Here is a 13,677-nt window from a genome sequence, read left to right on the forward strand (position 1 = left end):
ACCGTCCGGTAGTACCCGCGCCGCCCTCCCCGCGGAGGCGGCCGCATGACCATCCCGCTACTCCTGCTCCTAGCGGCCTTCGCCCTGATCCTCGCCAACGGCTTCTTCGTGGCGGCCGAGTTCGGCCTGGTCACGGTGGAGCGGCCCGAGGCCGAACGCGCCGCAGCCGACGGCGACCGCCGTGCCCGTACGGTGGTCAAGGCCCTGCGAGAGCTGTCGTTCCAGCTCTCCGGCACCCAGCTCGGCATCACCATCACCTCCCTCGTGGTCGGCATGCTCGCCGAACCGGCCCTCGCCGCACTGCTGGCCGGGCCGCTGGAGGCCACCGGCCTGCCCGCCGGAGCCGTCTCCGGCGTCGCCGTCGGCATCGGCATGCTGCTCGCCTCGGCCGTCCAGATGGTCGTCGGCGAACTCGTCCCGAAGAACTGGGCGGTCTCCCGACCGCTCCAGGTGGCGCGCTTCGTGGCCGGCCCGCAGGCCGTGTTCTCCCGCGCCTTCCGGCCGGTCATCGCCGGCCTCAACGCCGTCGCCAACCGGCTCGTACGGGCCTTCGGCGTGGAGCCGGCCGAGGAGATCGCCTCCGCCCGCACCCCCGGCGAACTGGTCTCCCTGGTCCGCCACTCGGCCCAGGCCGGCGCCCTCGAACAGGACACCGCCGACCTCTTCGTCCGGACCCTCTCGCTCGGCGAGCTCACGGCCCAGCTCGTGATGACCCCCCGGGTGAAGGTCAGCGCCCTCCAGCACACGGCCACCGCCGCCGACGTGCTCAACCTCACCCGAGCCACCGGCCTGTCCCGCTTCCCGGTCTACCGCGAGCGCATCGACGAGGTCACCGGCGTCGTCCACCTCAAGGACGCCCTCGCCGTGCCCGAAGCCGAACGCGCCCGCACCACCGTGGCCCGGATCAGCGTCCCCCCGCTGCTGGTGCCCGGCTCCCTGCCGGTGCAGCCGCTGCTGGAGCGGCTGCGCAGCGAACAGCCGATGGCCGTGGTCGTCGACGAGTACGGCGGCACCGCGGGCGTCGTCACCCTGGAGGACATCGTGGAGGAGCTCGTGGGCGAAGTCCGCGACGAGCACGACTTCGCCGAGGACGGCAGCCCCGAGCTGGCCGCGGTCCCCGCCGAGGACGGCCGCCCGTCCTGGGAGGCCGACGGCAGCTGCCGCGTGCAGACCCTGCGCCGGATAGGCCTGGACGTGCCCGACGGCCCGTACGAGACCGTCGCCGGCCTCGTCGCGGACCTCCTCGGCCGCATCCCCGCCCCCGGCGACCGGGCCGAACTCCCCGGCTGGAAGCTCTCCGTCCGCCAGGTCGGCCGCTACCGCGCCGAACGGGTCCGCCTGGTGCGCACCGCGCCCAGCCAGGCCGCCCCGGCCGAACTCGAGGCGGCGGGCCGGTGAGCGCGCTCCAACTCCTGTTCGCCCTGCTCCTCGTCCTCGCCAACGGCTTCTTCGTCGGCGCCGAGTTCGCCCTCGTCTCCGTACGCCGCAGCCAGATCGAGCCCCTCGCGGCCGGGTCCAAACGGGCCCGCCAGGTCCTCCACGGCCTGGAGAACCTCCCGCGGATGATGGCCGCCGCCCAGTTCGGCATCACCCTGTGCTCGCTCACCCTCGGCGCGGTCGCCGAACCCACCGTGGCCCGGCTGCTGGAACCCGTCTTCCACGCCCTCCACGTCCCGCAGGGCCTGATCCACCCCCTCGGATACGCCGTCGCGCTCGCCGCCGTGGTCTTCCTGCACCTCGTCATCGGCGAGATGGTCCCCAAGAACCTCGCGATGGCCGCCCCCGAGCGGACCGCCCTGTGGTTCAGCCCCGGCCTGGTCGCGTTCGCCCGCCTCTGCGGGCCGATCACGACCGCGCTCGGCGCCTGCGCCGCCGTCGTGCTGCGGCTCTTCAAGGTCGAGCCGAAGGACGAGGTGGAGGCCGTGTACACCAGCGCCCAGCTCGGCCGGCTCGTCGAGGACTCCCGGCAGGCCGGGCTCCTCGAACCGCGCGAGCAGGAGCGGCTGGAGGACGCCCTGGAGCTGGGGAGCCGCCGGGTGACGGACGTGCTGCTCGCCCGCGACCGGCTGGTCACGGTCGGGCCCGGGGCCACGCCGCGGCAGATCGAGCAGCTGACGGTCCGCACCGGGTACTCCCGGTTCCCCGTCCGCTCGGAGGGCGGCGCCTTCATGGGCTACGTGCACGTGAAGGACGTCCTCGAACTGGAGGACCGGGAACGGGCGGTGCCGCAGCGGGTGTGGCGGCGCATGCCGACACTGTCCGCCACGCTTCCGCTGGACGACGCGCTGAGCGTCATGCGGCACGACGCCACCCACCTGGCGCAGGTGGCGGACCCGGGAGGCCGGATCCTCGGCCTGGTCGCGTTGGAGGACGTGCTGGAGATGCTGGTCGGCGAGGTCCGGGACCCGGCCCACCGCATCCCGGCCCGCCGTGACCCCCAACGCGCCCTGACCGCCTGACGCCCCCCGCGGCCCCGCCCCGGCCCGCCGCAAGGCCCCGCCCTGGTCCCCGCAGGGCCCCGCCCCGGCCCCGCCGAGGCTCCGGCCCCGGGTCGCGGCGGGGCTCCGGCCCCGGGTCGCGGCGGGGCTCCGCACCGGGTCCCGGCGGGGCTCCGCACCGGACCTCCGCGAGCCCCGTGTCCGGCCCACGGTGCGGAGCCCCGCAACCCGGACCCGTGCAGGGCTGCTCCCGCGCCCTGCCGGCACGGCTCCCGCGGGAACTGGGCCCGCACGTGCGGGGGCGGACCCTGCGGGGCCGTCCCCCACCCCGCCCCTTCCCGAAACCGTGGGCTCCGCCCCCGGACCCCCTGTGCCTCAAACGCCGGCGGGGCTGGCGATTCGGGGCTCCGCCCCGGACCCGTTCCGGGCGCTGCGCGCCCGGTGCGCTCAAACGCCGCGCGGGCTGGATGGTCCCGCTCCGCGGCGATTCCGGCGCCGCCGGCAATTCCAAGCCCCGCCGGCGTTCGAGGCGCGGGGTCCGGGGCGGAGCCCCGAGTCGTGAGCCGCGCCGGCGATTGAGGCGCGTTGATCCGAGTTCGAGCCCCGCCGGCGCTTGAGGCGCGGGGCCGGGGGCGGAGCCCACGGTTTCGGGAAGGGGCGGGGTGGGGGAGTGGCTCCGCGCAGCGGCCCCCGCGCCCCCGCGCCCCCGCGGCGTCGCAGCGGTCACGGCGGCGGGCGCGGCGGCTGCGGCGGCCCCGCGACCAGAGCCCGCGGCATGTGGCGGACGGCGGCGGCCGCAGTCGGCGGCACGCCGGGCGGTCCGGCGGCGCTGGGCAGGGCGGGCGGTCCGGCGGCGCTGGGCAGGGCGGGCGGTCCGGCGGCGCTGGGCAGGGCGGGCGGTCCGGCGGCGCTGGGCAGGGCGGGCGTGCGCGGCGCGGTGGTGCTACAGCGGGGGTGGCGGCGGGTCCGGGTGGGGGCGGTTCTGGGGGCCCCGCCCCGAGAGGACCTCCCCGTACGCCTGCATCAGGTCCGGCAACCGCAGTGTCGCCAGATCCTCCCGCGTGGGCTCCCCGAAGAACCCCGCCAACCGCAGGTCACGGTAGGCGCAGCTCTTCTCGTACAGCGTGCGCAGGAACCGCCCGTTCCCCAGCTCGTCGATCCAGCCCTGCTCGACCACGTGCGTGCTGATGCTGCGCAGTTCGTCCAGCGCCTCCTCGTCCCAGCAGTCGCCGTTGCCGTCGGCGAGGACCTCCCCGATCGCGGTCAGTTCGGGCGGCCGGTAGCTGGGGAAGTCCACCCGGGTGGTGAACCGCGAGGACAGCCCCGGGTTGGTGGACAGCAGCCGGTCCATTCCGGCGGGGTACCCGGCCAGGATCACCACCAGGTGGTCCCGGTTGTCCTCCGCCCGTTTCAGCAGCACCTGCAGGGCTTCGTCCCCGTACGCGTCGCCCTTGCTGTAGCCCGAGTTGGACAGGCTGTACGCCTCGTCGACGAAGAGGACCCCGCCGATCGCCGAATCGATCAGCTCGTTGGCCTTGACTGCGGTCTGCCCCAGGAACTCGCCGACCAGGTCGGCTCGTTGGGCCTCCACCAGGTGGTCGCCGCCCAGCAGCCCGAGTGCGTAGAACACCCGGCCGAGGATCCGTGCCACGGTGGTCTTGCCCGTGCCGGAGGGGCCGGAGAAGACGAAGTGCCGTTTGGGGGGTTGTACGGGCAGGCCCTGGCCAGCCCGTAGCCGCGCCATGTGCAGTTGCGCCGAGAGCGCCTTGACCTGCCGTTTCACCGGTTCCAGGCCGACCATCCGCTCCAGTTCCGCGAGTGCCTCGGCCAGGAGTTCCGGGTCCGCGGGCCCGGCCGGCAGCCCTTCGGGCGCGCCCTGCCCGGGGAGGGACGTCTTGTGGTGGCGTACGCCCTCGCCCCGGCCGCCCGCCGGCCCGCCGAACCGCGGCGCGGGCGGGTCGGGAACGGCCAGCGGGTCCGGGGGCTCCGGCTGCCCGTCGGCCGCGACGCCCACGTCCTGCACCGGGCCGCCGCCCAGGGTCACCGCGGCGAAGCCGCCGGCCTGGTTCACGCCGTGCCCGCCGTAGGCCTCGTAGCCGGTTCCGGCGTAGCCGGCGTACCCGTCGCAGTCCTCGCTGTCCTCGATCGCGGTCAGCCGCGCCGCGGTGTCCATGAACGCCGGGTCGACCCGGTGCACGGCCCGGTACAGCGGCAGGGCCGCCGCGCTGCGGCCGGTCCCCTCGTGGGCCCGGGCCAGCCAGTACCGCAGCTCCTTGCGTTGGGGCTGCTCGCTGCGGCAGCGCATCAGGGCGGCCGAGAGCATCGGCTCGGCCTGTCCGTACATCTCCAGGCGGACCCGGGCCATCCCGCCGAACAGTCCGGCCTCGATGCCGAGCAGCGGGTCGTCGACGAGGGGTTCGGTGTGCCGGACCAGCTGATCCCAGTCCTTGACGAGGTAGGCCCGGCAGGCGTGCAGGAAGCGGACCTGCGGATCGGTGTCCACGGGCGGCAGTGCGGCCAGTGCCTGGTCCAGTTCGGGCACGTGGCGGCCGTCGAGCCAGTGCGAGGCGTGGGCGAGCAGCAGGTCGCGTCGGCTCTCCAGTACCGGCTGGACCCACCAGCCCAGCCAGTACCAGGAGTTCAGGGTCCGGCGGTGCCGGGTCCGTTGCTCGCCGAAGCGGTCGCGGTGGGTGTACATGCGCAATAACGCGGTCGTGGTGTCCACGCGCAGCGCGTGCAGGCCGAGCCAGGCGTCGGCCATCGAGGGATCGAGCCGGACGGCCGTCCGGAACTCCTCCTCGGCCTGCGGGTAGGCGCCCATGGTGCAGGCGTCCACTCCGCGCAACCAGGCGAGTTCGGCTGGGGCGTGCGGAGTGCCCGGCGTCCCGAAATCCATCACGTCCCCCACAAGCCTGCCCCCGTGGTGCCCGGCAACACCCGCGTCGCTCCCGCGAGTTGTTCGCCGTGCCGATGAAATCAGGGCTGCATCGTACCTGCGGCGACGCACCTTACGTAGGGTGCGGCGGGTACGGGTCCGCGGGGCGCCGCAGGGGCCGAGGTGACTCAGGGTGAAGATCGCGGGGGCTTCGGCCCGGGACGGCGGGGGTGCGGGGCGGGGCCGGGGCAGAACGAAGCCCCCGATCACGGGGGAACAATCGGGGGCTTCGCGTCCGCTGCGGCCTGGAAAGACCGCGCATTCAGAACGTAAGGCCGGTGTGGGGCCGAGGTCAAGCAGGCCGGGGAACGCCTGCGCAAGCGCTTTTCCGGAGGGACTCAGGAGCGGGCGGGTACGTCACCTTCAGTGACGGAAGCCGCCGTTCCGGCGGTCGCTCCCGCCCCGGAAGACCACTCGTATCCCGTACCGCTCTGGCGCACCAGAGTGTCCGCGAAGGGGCGCGAAGGGTCATCCGAGAAGTGCGCGAGCTCCGCGCGCTCCCATCCGTCCCAGAAGTCGGCGAGCTCACACCCGTCCCGGTGCCGTCCCCGCCCCCAGGACTCGGTGCGCGGGGTCTCCATCCACAGCAGCCGCGCCAGGTGCGGGCGCAGCGCGCGCCGCCCGGCCCCCACGCCCTCGACGATCAGCACGGGGGCCGGTTCCAGCACCTGCTCGGGACCGAACCGCCCCGCCACCCAGTCGTACGGCGTCCAGCGGGCCGGGCGCCCGGCGGCGAGCGGCTCCAGGACCTGCGCGCGCAGCCGGTCCGGCCAGGCGAAGAGCTCCTCGTGGGTGGCCACGTCGTCCAGGTGCAGTACGGGCGCCCCGCCCAGGGTCTCGGCGAGCCGCCCGGCGAAGGTGCTCTTCCCGGATCCGGCGTGCCCGTCGATCCCGATCAGCCGTACGGGGCCGAGGGACGGGGGCAGGGCGCTGATCGCGCGCGCGAGCGGTATGAGCGGCGCGAGAGTCGCGAGCGACTGGTGTGACTCCACCCGGCCAGCCTACGGCCGGACCCGGCGCACACGGGTTCACCCCGACACGGGGCCCGGGCGTCGCCGCCCCGCAGCCGGGAACTGGAAGGGTGGGGAACCCATCCGCCTCACCGACCCACTGGGGGATTCCGCGATGACCGCACCCACACCACGCAGGACCGTCCTGGCCGTCGCCCTCGCGGCCGCCGCCGCGGCAGTCACCGTCCCCGGCGGCCGGGCCGCGGCGGCTGCCGGACAGCCGGGCGGTCCGGCGCAGTCGGGCGGGGCCGGTGCGGCCGGTACGGGGACCGCCGGGTCCGGCGCCGCCGGCGGTGCCGCGGCCGGCGCCGAGGCCGACGCGGGTGCCGGGGCCGGGGCAGCCGCCCGTGCCACCGTGGACAACCGGTTCTGGTTCTCCGGCGGCCACTGGCAGGCCGGCACCCACCGGGGCACCACCGTCCTCGCCGGCGCCCGCCCCGGCCTGAGGATCACCACCCCGGCGGGCCGCACCGAGTACACCGACCCGCACACCGGGAGGAAGAGCACCTGGGAGTACGCCGTGTGGACCTCCCCGGTACACCGCTCGTCCGTCCCCGGAACCGAGGTCATCGCCTCCTGGAACGCCGCCACCCCCGCCGGCACCTGGATCCAGGTCGATCTGCGCCCCACGTACGGCGACGGCACCACCGGCCCCTGGTACGTCATGGGCCGCTGGGCCTCCGGCGAAGCGGACATCCGCCGGACCTCCGTGGACGGGCAGACCGACGGCCGGTCCACCGTGTGGACCGACACCCTCGCCGTGGACGCGCCCGCCCGGACGGCGGGGCTGCGCATCGCGGCGTGGCAGCTGCGCCTCACCCTGCACCGCAGGCCCGGCGCCGCGGACGGCCCCACGGTGTGGCTGGCCGGCGCCGTGACCTCGGACGTCCCGGACCGCTTCACCGTCACCGCCTCCACCCCCTCCGGGCAGGCCCACGAGCTGAAGGTGCCCCGCTACTCGCAGGAGGTCCACGCCGGCCGGTACCCGGAGTACGACAACGGCGGCGAGGCCTGGTGCAGCCCCACCTCCTCCCAGATGGTCATCGAGTACTGGGGCCGCAAGCCCGCCGCGAAGGACCTGGAGTGGGTGGACCGCGGCTACAGCGACCCGCAGGTCTGCCAAGCGGCCCGGGCCACGTACGACAACGCCTACCGGGGATGCGGGAACTGGCCCTTCAACGCCGCCTACGCCGCCACCTACGAGGGGCTCGCCGGCGTCGTCACCCGGCTGCGCTCCCTCACCGACCTGGAGGCCCTGGTCCGCTCCGGCATCCCCGTGATCACCTCGCAGTCCTTCCGCGCCGAGGAGCTGACCGGCGCGGGCTACGGCACCGCCGGCCACCTGATGACCGTCGTGGGCTTCACCGCGGCCGGTGACATCGTCGCCAACGACCCGAACGCGCGGGACAACTCCGCCGTCCGCCGGGTGTACAAGCGGCGCGAGTGGGAGAACGTCTGGCTGCGCACCAAGCGCTACAACACCGCGGGCAAGGTCGCGTCCGGCTCCGGGGGCGTCTGCTACCTCTACGCCCCGGCCCGCCCGGCCATCGCCCAGATCGTGGCGCTGAAGGCCGTCGGGGTGCTGTGAGCGGAGTTGCCGGGAGGTCCGCTGAAAGGGCCGCGCCACCCGTTGACCTGGAGAAAGGACAAGCGCAACATAAAGCCATAAAGGGCACATAAAGTCTTCACGGGAGGCGGCCCGCCATGACCACCCACAGCATCGAACACCACCCCGACCTCGCCGAGATGCGCTCGCGGTTCGAGCGGGTCACCAGCACACCGGCCGCCCAGGCCGTGGAGGCACTGGCCCTCATCACGGGCCTGTACCTGGCGGCATCGCCGTGGATCGCGGGATTCAGCAACCTCACCTCGCTGGCGGTGAACAACCTGATAGCCGGCCTCGCGTACTGCCTGTGCATGAGCGGGCTCGGCTCGGCCTACGAGCGCACCCACGCCATGGCGTGGACCGCGGTCGCGATCGGAGCCTGGACGATCCTGGCCCCGTGGTGCATCTCCGGCAACGTCGACACGACCCGTACCGTGGTCAGCAACGTCATCACGGGCGGCGTCGCCCTGCTGCTGGCCCTGGCCATGGCGGGCATGGCGGGCCGCAACCGCGCCTGAGCCGTTGCCTCCCCGGTGCCGGACACCCCGGCGCCGGGGACGGCGGCCCGCACGGGCGCCCCGGCACACCGGGCCCCGGTCGTACGACGGCCGGGGCCCGGCGGCGCGCCGCACGACGTGAGGCGCGCCACCAGTGACCCTCGTCTCTACCGCGAAAGCCGCGAACGCTGGCACATTGGACGGCATGACCGCACACACCGCCGCCCCCGCCGCCCCCGCCCGGACCCGGGTCCGCACCGGAGGCCCCACGGACGATTCCTCCTGGCTGGAGCACGTGCTCGGCTGGACCCTCGTGGTGGTCGTCGCCATGTTCGTCACCCAGCTCGGCTGGATCTGACCGCCGCAGGGTTGCGCGGGCTCCCCGGCCGCACCCCCGGGAACCCCGTGTCCGCGGCGGGCTGAGCCGAACTCCCGCCCGACGCAGGCCCGTTGTGCGTGCACGTCCCTGGGCCGCGCCCTCGTGCGCACGTCAGCGGCCCCGGCCCGCCCGTTCGGCGGATGCGGCCGCCGCCCCGCCCGGTGCCGCGGACGACCGCCGAGGGTTCGTCCCGGAGTGTCCGCAACCGCCCTCTGCCTGCGCATTCTCTCGTGATCTTGCCCCGGTGACGGGAAGCTCCTGATCGGGCATACTCATGCCGCCGCAGCCTCTGAACTGCCCCTTCCGTGATCCGGGAGGGCAGTATCGGCTGTAAGAGCACCGTTACCCGGCGGCGCGTCCCACACCTCACGCGTCGCCGCCGTGCCCACGAGGGAGGAGAGCGCCGCCATGATCGACCGCGCCCCGCAGCCGGTGGACCGTCAGCTGCCCACCGAGGAGTCCCGGGACCTCCTCGCGCTCGTACGTGAGATCACCCAGCGGGAGATTAGCCCGCGGGCCGCCGAAGAGGAGGAGGCCGGGCACTTCCCGCGCGAGGTCTTCACCCTGTTGTCCGAGTCCGGCCTGCTGGGTCTGCCGTACGACAGCGAGTACGGCGGCGGCGACCAGCCCTACGAGGTCTACCTCCAGGTCCTGGAGGAGCTCGCCGCGGCCCGCCTGACCGTCGGCCTCGGCGTCAGCGTCCACTCCCTGGCCTGCCACGGCCTGGCCGGCTACGGCACCAAGGAGCAGCGGGCCGCCCACCTGCCCGCCATGCTCGGCGGCGGACTGCTCGGCGCCTACTGCCTCTCCGAGCCGGCCGCCGGCTCCGACGCCGCCTCGCTCGCCACCAAGGCCGTCCGCGACGGCGACGACTGGATCATCAGCGGCACCAAGGCCTGGATCACCCACGGCGGGGTCGCCGACTTCTACACCGTCCTCGCCCGCACCGGCGGCGAGGGCCCCAAGGGCATCACGGCCTTCCTCGTGCCGGGCGACGCCGAGGGCCTCTCCGCGGCCGTCCCCGAGAAGAAGATGGGCATGAAGGGCTCGCCCACCGCCCAGCTGCACTTCGACGGCGTCCGCGTTCCCGACGCCCGGCGCATCGGCGAGGAGGGGCAGGGCTTCACCATCGCCCTGGCCGCCCTGGACGCCGGCCGCCTCGGCATCGCCGCCTGCGCCATCGGCATCGCCCAGGCCGCCCTGGACGAGTCCCTGGCCTACGCGCAGGGACGTACGCAGTTCGGCCGCCCCATCGCCGACTTCCAGGGGCTGCGCTTCATGCTCGCCGACATGGCGACCCGGATCGAGGCGGGCCGGTCCCTGTACCTGGCGGCGGCGCGGCTGCGCGACGCGGGCAAGCCGTTCTCCCGGCAGGCGGCGATGGCCAAGCTGTTCTGCACGGACGCCGCCATGGCCGTCACCACGGACGCCGTCCAGATCCTCGGCGGCTACGGCTACACCCAGGACTTCCCGGTGGAGCGCCTGATGCGCGAGGCCAAGGTGCTCCAGATCGTCGAGGGCACCAACCAGATCCAGCGCATGGTCATCGCCCGCCACCTGGCCGGCCCCGAATCCCGCTGACGCGCCCCGGCAGGCCCGGCCCGCCCGGCCGGGCCCGCTGTGGCGGGACCTCCCGGGGCGCAACGGCCCGGCGAAGGCGTTCTGCGTGACCATCGGCTTCGCCGTACCGGTCGCGGCCGAGCACGTGATCTCCGTGGTCGCCGGGCAGACCGTCCCGGTCGCGGTGGGCGTCATCGCCGCCTTCGCGTCGGTGACCACGCTGACCGGCCTGTTCATGGACGTGCAGACCTTCGAGAGCGAGCGCCGGTACTGGCCCACCAGTGCCGGCCTGGTCTCGTACGTCTACCAGATGCGCATCGCCTCGGTGGCGTTCTTCCCGGCCCAGGTCCTGGCGCCGGCCACGATCTGGAAGACGTTCAAGGAGGGCGGTCCCACGGCGCCACCTCCCTGTTGAGGCCGCCGCGTAGCGGGCCGGCCGCCGTGGGAACCGCGGGCACGGCGGCATCAGCTCTCGAACGGGGATCCCGCCGGCCAGATCGGGGACGTTGCGACGCGGGACCACTCCGGGTCGCGGTGGCCCGGGAGGGTGCGGCCGTCGGCGGCCCAGCGGGCCAGCAGTGCGCGGTAGATCGGCGGGTCGGACTGCCGGTGGTGAACCGATTCTTCGGCGGTGTGCGGCGCCGGGCAGCGGCGTCGGCCCGTTCTCGGTGCCGACGTGTCGAGTGCGGTCATATCCGGAGCAACGCGCGCCCGACCGGCGGGTAACCGCACTCGCCCGCCGGGTTTCCGTTCGAGGCGTCCCCGGGCGGCGCCTCGCCCCGACGCGGGCGGCCGGTGTGTCGGGGTGTCAGGGATGTCGGAGGTGTGGCCGGGGAGCTCTCGCCTGACGTACCGTCAGATCCGCATCACGCACCGCGCCCGCACCGCCCCCGTGCCCCTGGAGCTGCGCCATGCCCGCGGACCGCCCGATCCCCCTGGACGAGTACCCCATCCACCAGGCCCCGCTGTCGATGAAGCACGTCGTCACCGGCGACCGCAACGCCTACGACCGCTGCATCTTCCACGTCTTCGACCACGCCGGCCGGGCCGTCCTCATCGCCGGCCTCGGCGTCTACCCCAACACCGGGGTCATCGACGCCTACGCCACCCTCCGCACCGGGGACCGGCTCCTCGCCGTCCGCGCCTCCGACGCCCTCACCGACGACCGCATGAACCTCGCCGTCGGCCCGCTGCGCCTCACCGTCGAGGAACCCCTGAAGCGGCTCACCCTGCGCTGCGACCCCGACCCCGCCGACCCCGACGGCCTCTCCTTCGACCTCACCTGGACCGCCGAGTTCCCCGCCGTCTGGGAACCGCACCACACCCAGCGGCGCGGCGACCGGCTCATCCTCGAAGGCCGCCGCTTCGTCCAGGCCGGCCACGTCACCGGCATCCTGCGCGCCGACGGCGAGGAGCACACCCTCACCCCCGACGCCTGGACCGGCACCCGCGACCGCAGCTGGGGCGTCCGCCCCATCCCCGGCGAGGACGGCGGCCGCGCCGCCGAGGAACACCGGACCGAGGGCTTCCACTGGCTCTGGATCCCCGTCCGCTTCCCGGACCGGTTCGTCATGGTCATCGTCCAGGAGGACGCCGACGGCCACCGGACCCTCAACGAAGCCGTCCAGGTCTTCCCCGACGGCAGCGGCCGCCCCGACGTCCAACTCGGCTGGCCCCACACCGACATCCGCTACCGCCCCGGCACCCGGCACCCCGAGAGCGCCGTCGTCCACCTCACCGACCCCGCCCGCAAGCCCCTCGAACTCGGCGTGCAGGTCCTCGGCTCCTCCCCGCTCGCCGTCGGCGCCGGCTACCCGCCCGCCGCCGACTGGCAGCACGGCACCTGGCAGGGCCGCGGCTGGACCGACCGCCGCGTCCTCGACCTCTCCGACCCCGCCGCCCACCCCTTGGCCGCCTACGGCGTCACCGACCACTCGGCCCGCTTCACCCTCGACGGGCGCACCGGCCACGGCATCTTCGAGCACGGCAGCTTCGGCCGCCACGACCCCAGCGGCTTCGCCGACTTCGCCTCGGTCGCCCCGTAGCGGACGACCGACCGCACACAGGAAGAGGGGCAGTCACAGTCATGGCAGCAGCACCGGCACCACGTCCCCGCACCTCCACCCGGGAGCCCGAAGAGCTCGCCCGGCGCCTGACCTCCTGGCTCGACGGCCTCCTCCCCGGCGCCCGCGTGTCCGGCGTCCGCGTCCCCGCCTCCAACGGCATGTCCAGCGAGACGCTGCTCTTCGACATCGAGCACCCCGACACCCCGGTCCGCGCCTGCGCCCTGCGCCTCGCCGCGGACCCGGCCGCCTACACCGTCTTCCCCGCCTACGACATGGGCCGCCAGCACCGGGTCATGAGCCTGGTCGCCGCCCACACCGACGTACCCGTGCCGCGCGTGCACTGGCTGGAGGAGGACCCCGGCCCGCTCGGCGCCCCCTTCTTCGTCATGGCCCGCGCCGAAGGCCGGGTCCCGCCCGACGTCATGCCCTACACCTACGAGGGCAACTGGCTGTACGACGCCACCGACGCCGAACGCGCCGCACTCCAGGAGGCGAGCATCTCCCTCCTGGGCCGCCTGCACGACCAGTTCCCCGCCGGGGAGGCCGAGTTCCTCCTCCCCGGCGGACCGGGCAGCCCGCTGCGCCGGCACGTCGACGCCCAACGCGCCTACTACGCCTGGGTGGTGGACGGACTCGCGCCGTCCCCGCTGCTGGAGCGCTGCTTCGACCGCCTGGAAGAGCTGTGGCCCGCCGACGAGGGCCCCGCCGTCCTCAACTGGGGTGACGCCCGCATCGGCAACGTCGTCTACGACGGCTTCGCACCCGTCGCCGTACTGGACTGGGAGATGGCCGCCCTCGCCCCGCGCGAGGTCGACCTCGGCTGGACCGTCTACCTGCACCGCTTCTTCCAGGACCTGACCACCGGCTTCGGCCAGGGCGGCCTGCCCGGCTTCCTGCGCCGCGAGGACCTCGAACGACGCTACGCCGAACTCACCGGGCACACCCCGCGCGACATGGAGTTCCACACCCTCTACGCCGCCCTGCGGCACGGGATCGTCATGCTCCGCATCGCCTACCGGCAGGCCCACTTCGGGGAGGTGGAGGTACCGGCCGACCCCGACCGGCTGATCCTGCACCACGCCACCCTCGACGCCATGGTGCGCGGCACGTACTGGGAGCGGTACGGCTGAGGCCCGGGCCGCATCGGCCCGGGCCCGGTCATCGGCCCGCCACGCCCCGCGGCCAG

The 13,677-nt window shown here is 74.5% G+C and carries 12 protein-coding genes; 9 read left to right on the forward strand and 3 right to left on the reverse strand.

Annotated features, from left to right (window positions below; all coding sequences use genetic code 11):
• Positions 1-45 precede the first annotated feature (45 nt).
• A complete protein-coding gene (locus ACSHWO_RS28040) occupies positions 46-1,398 on the forward strand; it encodes a hemolysin family protein (protein WP_361091292.1) in 1,353 nt (450 codons plus the stop codon).
• A complete protein-coding gene (locus ACSHWO_RS28045) occupies positions 1,395-2,459 on the forward strand; it encodes a hemolysin family protein (RefSeq protein WP_385805271.1) in 1,065 nt (354 codons plus the stop codon). Before ACSHWO_RS28040 ends, ACSHWO_RS28045 begins: the two co-directional genes overlap by 4 nt.
• A gap of 922 nt (positions 2,460-3,381) precedes the next feature.
• On the opposite strand, the gene ACSHWO_RS28050 is transcribed toward ACSHWO_RS28045, so the two are convergent.
• The gene (locus ACSHWO_RS28050) at positions 3,382-5,334 is read right to left on the reverse strand and encodes an AAA family ATPase (protein ID WP_438316020.1); all 1,953 of its coding nucleotides are present in this window, start codon (positions 5,332-5,334) and stop codon (positions 3,382-3,384) included.
• Positions 5,335-5,711: 377 nt separating this feature from the next.
• Positions 5,712-6,365, reverse strand: a complete 654-nt coding sequence (locus ACSHWO_RS28055) for a uridine kinase family protein (RefSeq protein ID WP_438316023.1) — start codon at positions 6,363-6,365, stop codon at positions 5,712-5,714.
• Positions 6,366-6,498: 133 nt separating this feature from the next.
• Here ACSHWO_RS28055 and ACSHWO_RS28060 point away from each other — a divergent pair, with 133 nt between their 5' ends.
• The 5 genes from ACSHWO_RS28060 to ACSHWO_RS28080 all read left to right on the forward strand — a co-directional run bounded on the left by ACSHWO_RS28060 (position 6,499) and on the right by ACSHWO_RS28080 (position 10,840).
• Positions 6,499-7,971, forward strand: a complete 1,473-nt coding sequence (locus ACSHWO_RS28060) for a peptidase C39 family protein (protein ID WP_438316026.1) — start codon at positions 6,499-6,501, stop codon at positions 7,969-7,971.
• A 116-nt stretch (positions 7,972-8,087) separates the two neighbouring features.
• The gene (locus ACSHWO_RS28065; RefSeq protein ID WP_361091280.1) at positions 8,088-8,507 is read left to right on the forward strand and encodes an SPW repeat protein; all 420 of its coding nucleotides are present in this window, start codon (positions 8,088-8,090) and stop codon (positions 8,505-8,507) included.
• A 184-nt stretch (positions 8,508-8,691) separates the two neighbouring features.
• Positions 8,692-8,844 carry an SCO1431 family membrane protein gene (locus ACSHWO_RS28070; RefSeq protein ID WP_385805276.1) on the forward strand — a complete coding sequence of 51 codons (153 nt, stop codon included), beginning with the start codon at positions 8,692-8,694 and terminating at the stop codon, positions 8,842-8,844.
• 429 nt (positions 8,845-9,273) lie between these two features.
• On the forward strand, positions 9,274-10,446 hold the full coding sequence (locus ACSHWO_RS28075; RefSeq protein WP_361091274.1) for an acyl-CoA dehydrogenase family protein: 1,173 nt from the start codon (positions 9,274-9,276) through the stop codon (positions 10,444-10,446).
• A gap of 37 nt (positions 10,447-10,483) precedes the next feature.
• Positions 10,484-10,840 (forward strand): DUF6185 family protein, encoded by a 357-nt coding sequence (locus tag ACSHWO_RS28080; RefSeq protein ID WP_438319292.1) that lies wholly within the window; start codon positions 10,484-10,486, stop codon positions 10,838-10,840.
• A 50-nt stretch (positions 10,841-10,890) separates the two neighbouring features.
• On the opposite strand, the gene ACSHWO_RS28085 is transcribed toward ACSHWO_RS28080, so the two are convergent.
• Positions 10,891-11,118 (reverse strand): hypothetical protein, encoded by a 228-nt coding sequence (locus ACSHWO_RS28085; RefSeq protein ID WP_438316030.1) that lies wholly within the window; start codon positions 11,116-11,118, stop codon positions 10,891-10,893.
• A gap of 218 nt (positions 11,119-11,336) precedes the next feature.
• Here ACSHWO_RS28085 and ACSHWO_RS28090 point away from each other — a divergent pair, with 218 nt between their 5' ends.
• Both ACSHWO_RS28090 and ACSHWO_RS28095 read left to right on the forward strand, forming a co-directional pair.
• Positions 11,337-12,470 carry a hypothetical protein gene (locus ACSHWO_RS28090; protein WP_385805279.1) on the forward strand — a complete coding sequence of 378 codons (1,134 nt, stop codon included), beginning with the start codon at positions 11,337-11,339 and terminating at the stop codon, positions 12,468-12,470.
• Between the two features lie 41 nt (positions 12,471-12,511).
• On the forward strand, positions 12,512-13,621 hold the full coding sequence (locus ACSHWO_RS28095) for a phosphotransferase family protein (protein ID WP_438316033.1): 1,110 nt from the start codon (positions 12,512-12,514) through the stop codon (positions 13,619-13,621).
• The last annotated feature ends 56 nt before the right edge of the window (positions 13,622-13,677 follow it).

The sequence above is a fragment of the Streptomyces pallidus (ex Mingjun et al. 2026) genome (assembly GCF_051550185.1).
Lineage (GTDB): Bacteria > Actinomycetota > Actinomycetes > Streptomycetales > Streptomycetaceae > Streptomyces.

Bases quoted from the DNA above. Each gene is read 5' to 3' on its own strand.
- ACSHWO_RS28040 (WP_361091292.1), top strand. From the start codon at position 46: ATGACCATCCCGCTACTCCTGCTCCTAGCGGCCTTCGCCCTGATCCTC.
- ACSHWO_RS28050 (WP_438316020.1), bottom strand. From the start codon at position 5,334: ATGGATTTCGGGACGCCGGGCACTCCGCACGCCCCAGCCGAACTCGCC.
- ACSHWO_RS28060 (WP_438316026.1), top strand. From the start codon at position 6,499: ATGACCGCACCCACACCACGCAGGACCGTCCTGGCCGTCGCCCTCGCG.
- ACSHWO_RS28065 (WP_361091280.1), top strand. From the start codon at position 8,088: ATGACCACCCACAGCATCGAACACCACCCCGACCTCGCCGAGATGCGC.
- ACSHWO_RS28070 (WP_385805276.1), top strand. From the start codon at position 8,692: ATGACCGCACACACCGCCGCCCCCGCCGCCCCCGCCCGGACCCGGGTC.
- ACSHWO_RS28075 (WP_361091274.1), top strand. From the start codon at position 9,274: ATGATCGACCGCGCCCCGCAGCCGGTGGACCGTCAGCTGCCCACCGAG.
- ACSHWO_RS28085 (WP_438316030.1), bottom strand. From the start codon at position 11,118: ATGACCGCACTCGACACGTCGGCACCGAGAACGGGCCGACGCCGCTGC.
- ACSHWO_RS28090 (WP_385805279.1), top strand. From the start codon at position 11,337: ATGCCCGCGGACCGCCCGATCCCCCTGGACGAGTACCCCATCCACCAG.
- ACSHWO_RS28095 (WP_438316033.1), top strand. From the start codon at position 12,512: ATGGCAGCAGCACCGGCACCACGTCCCCGCACCTCCACCCGGGAGCCC.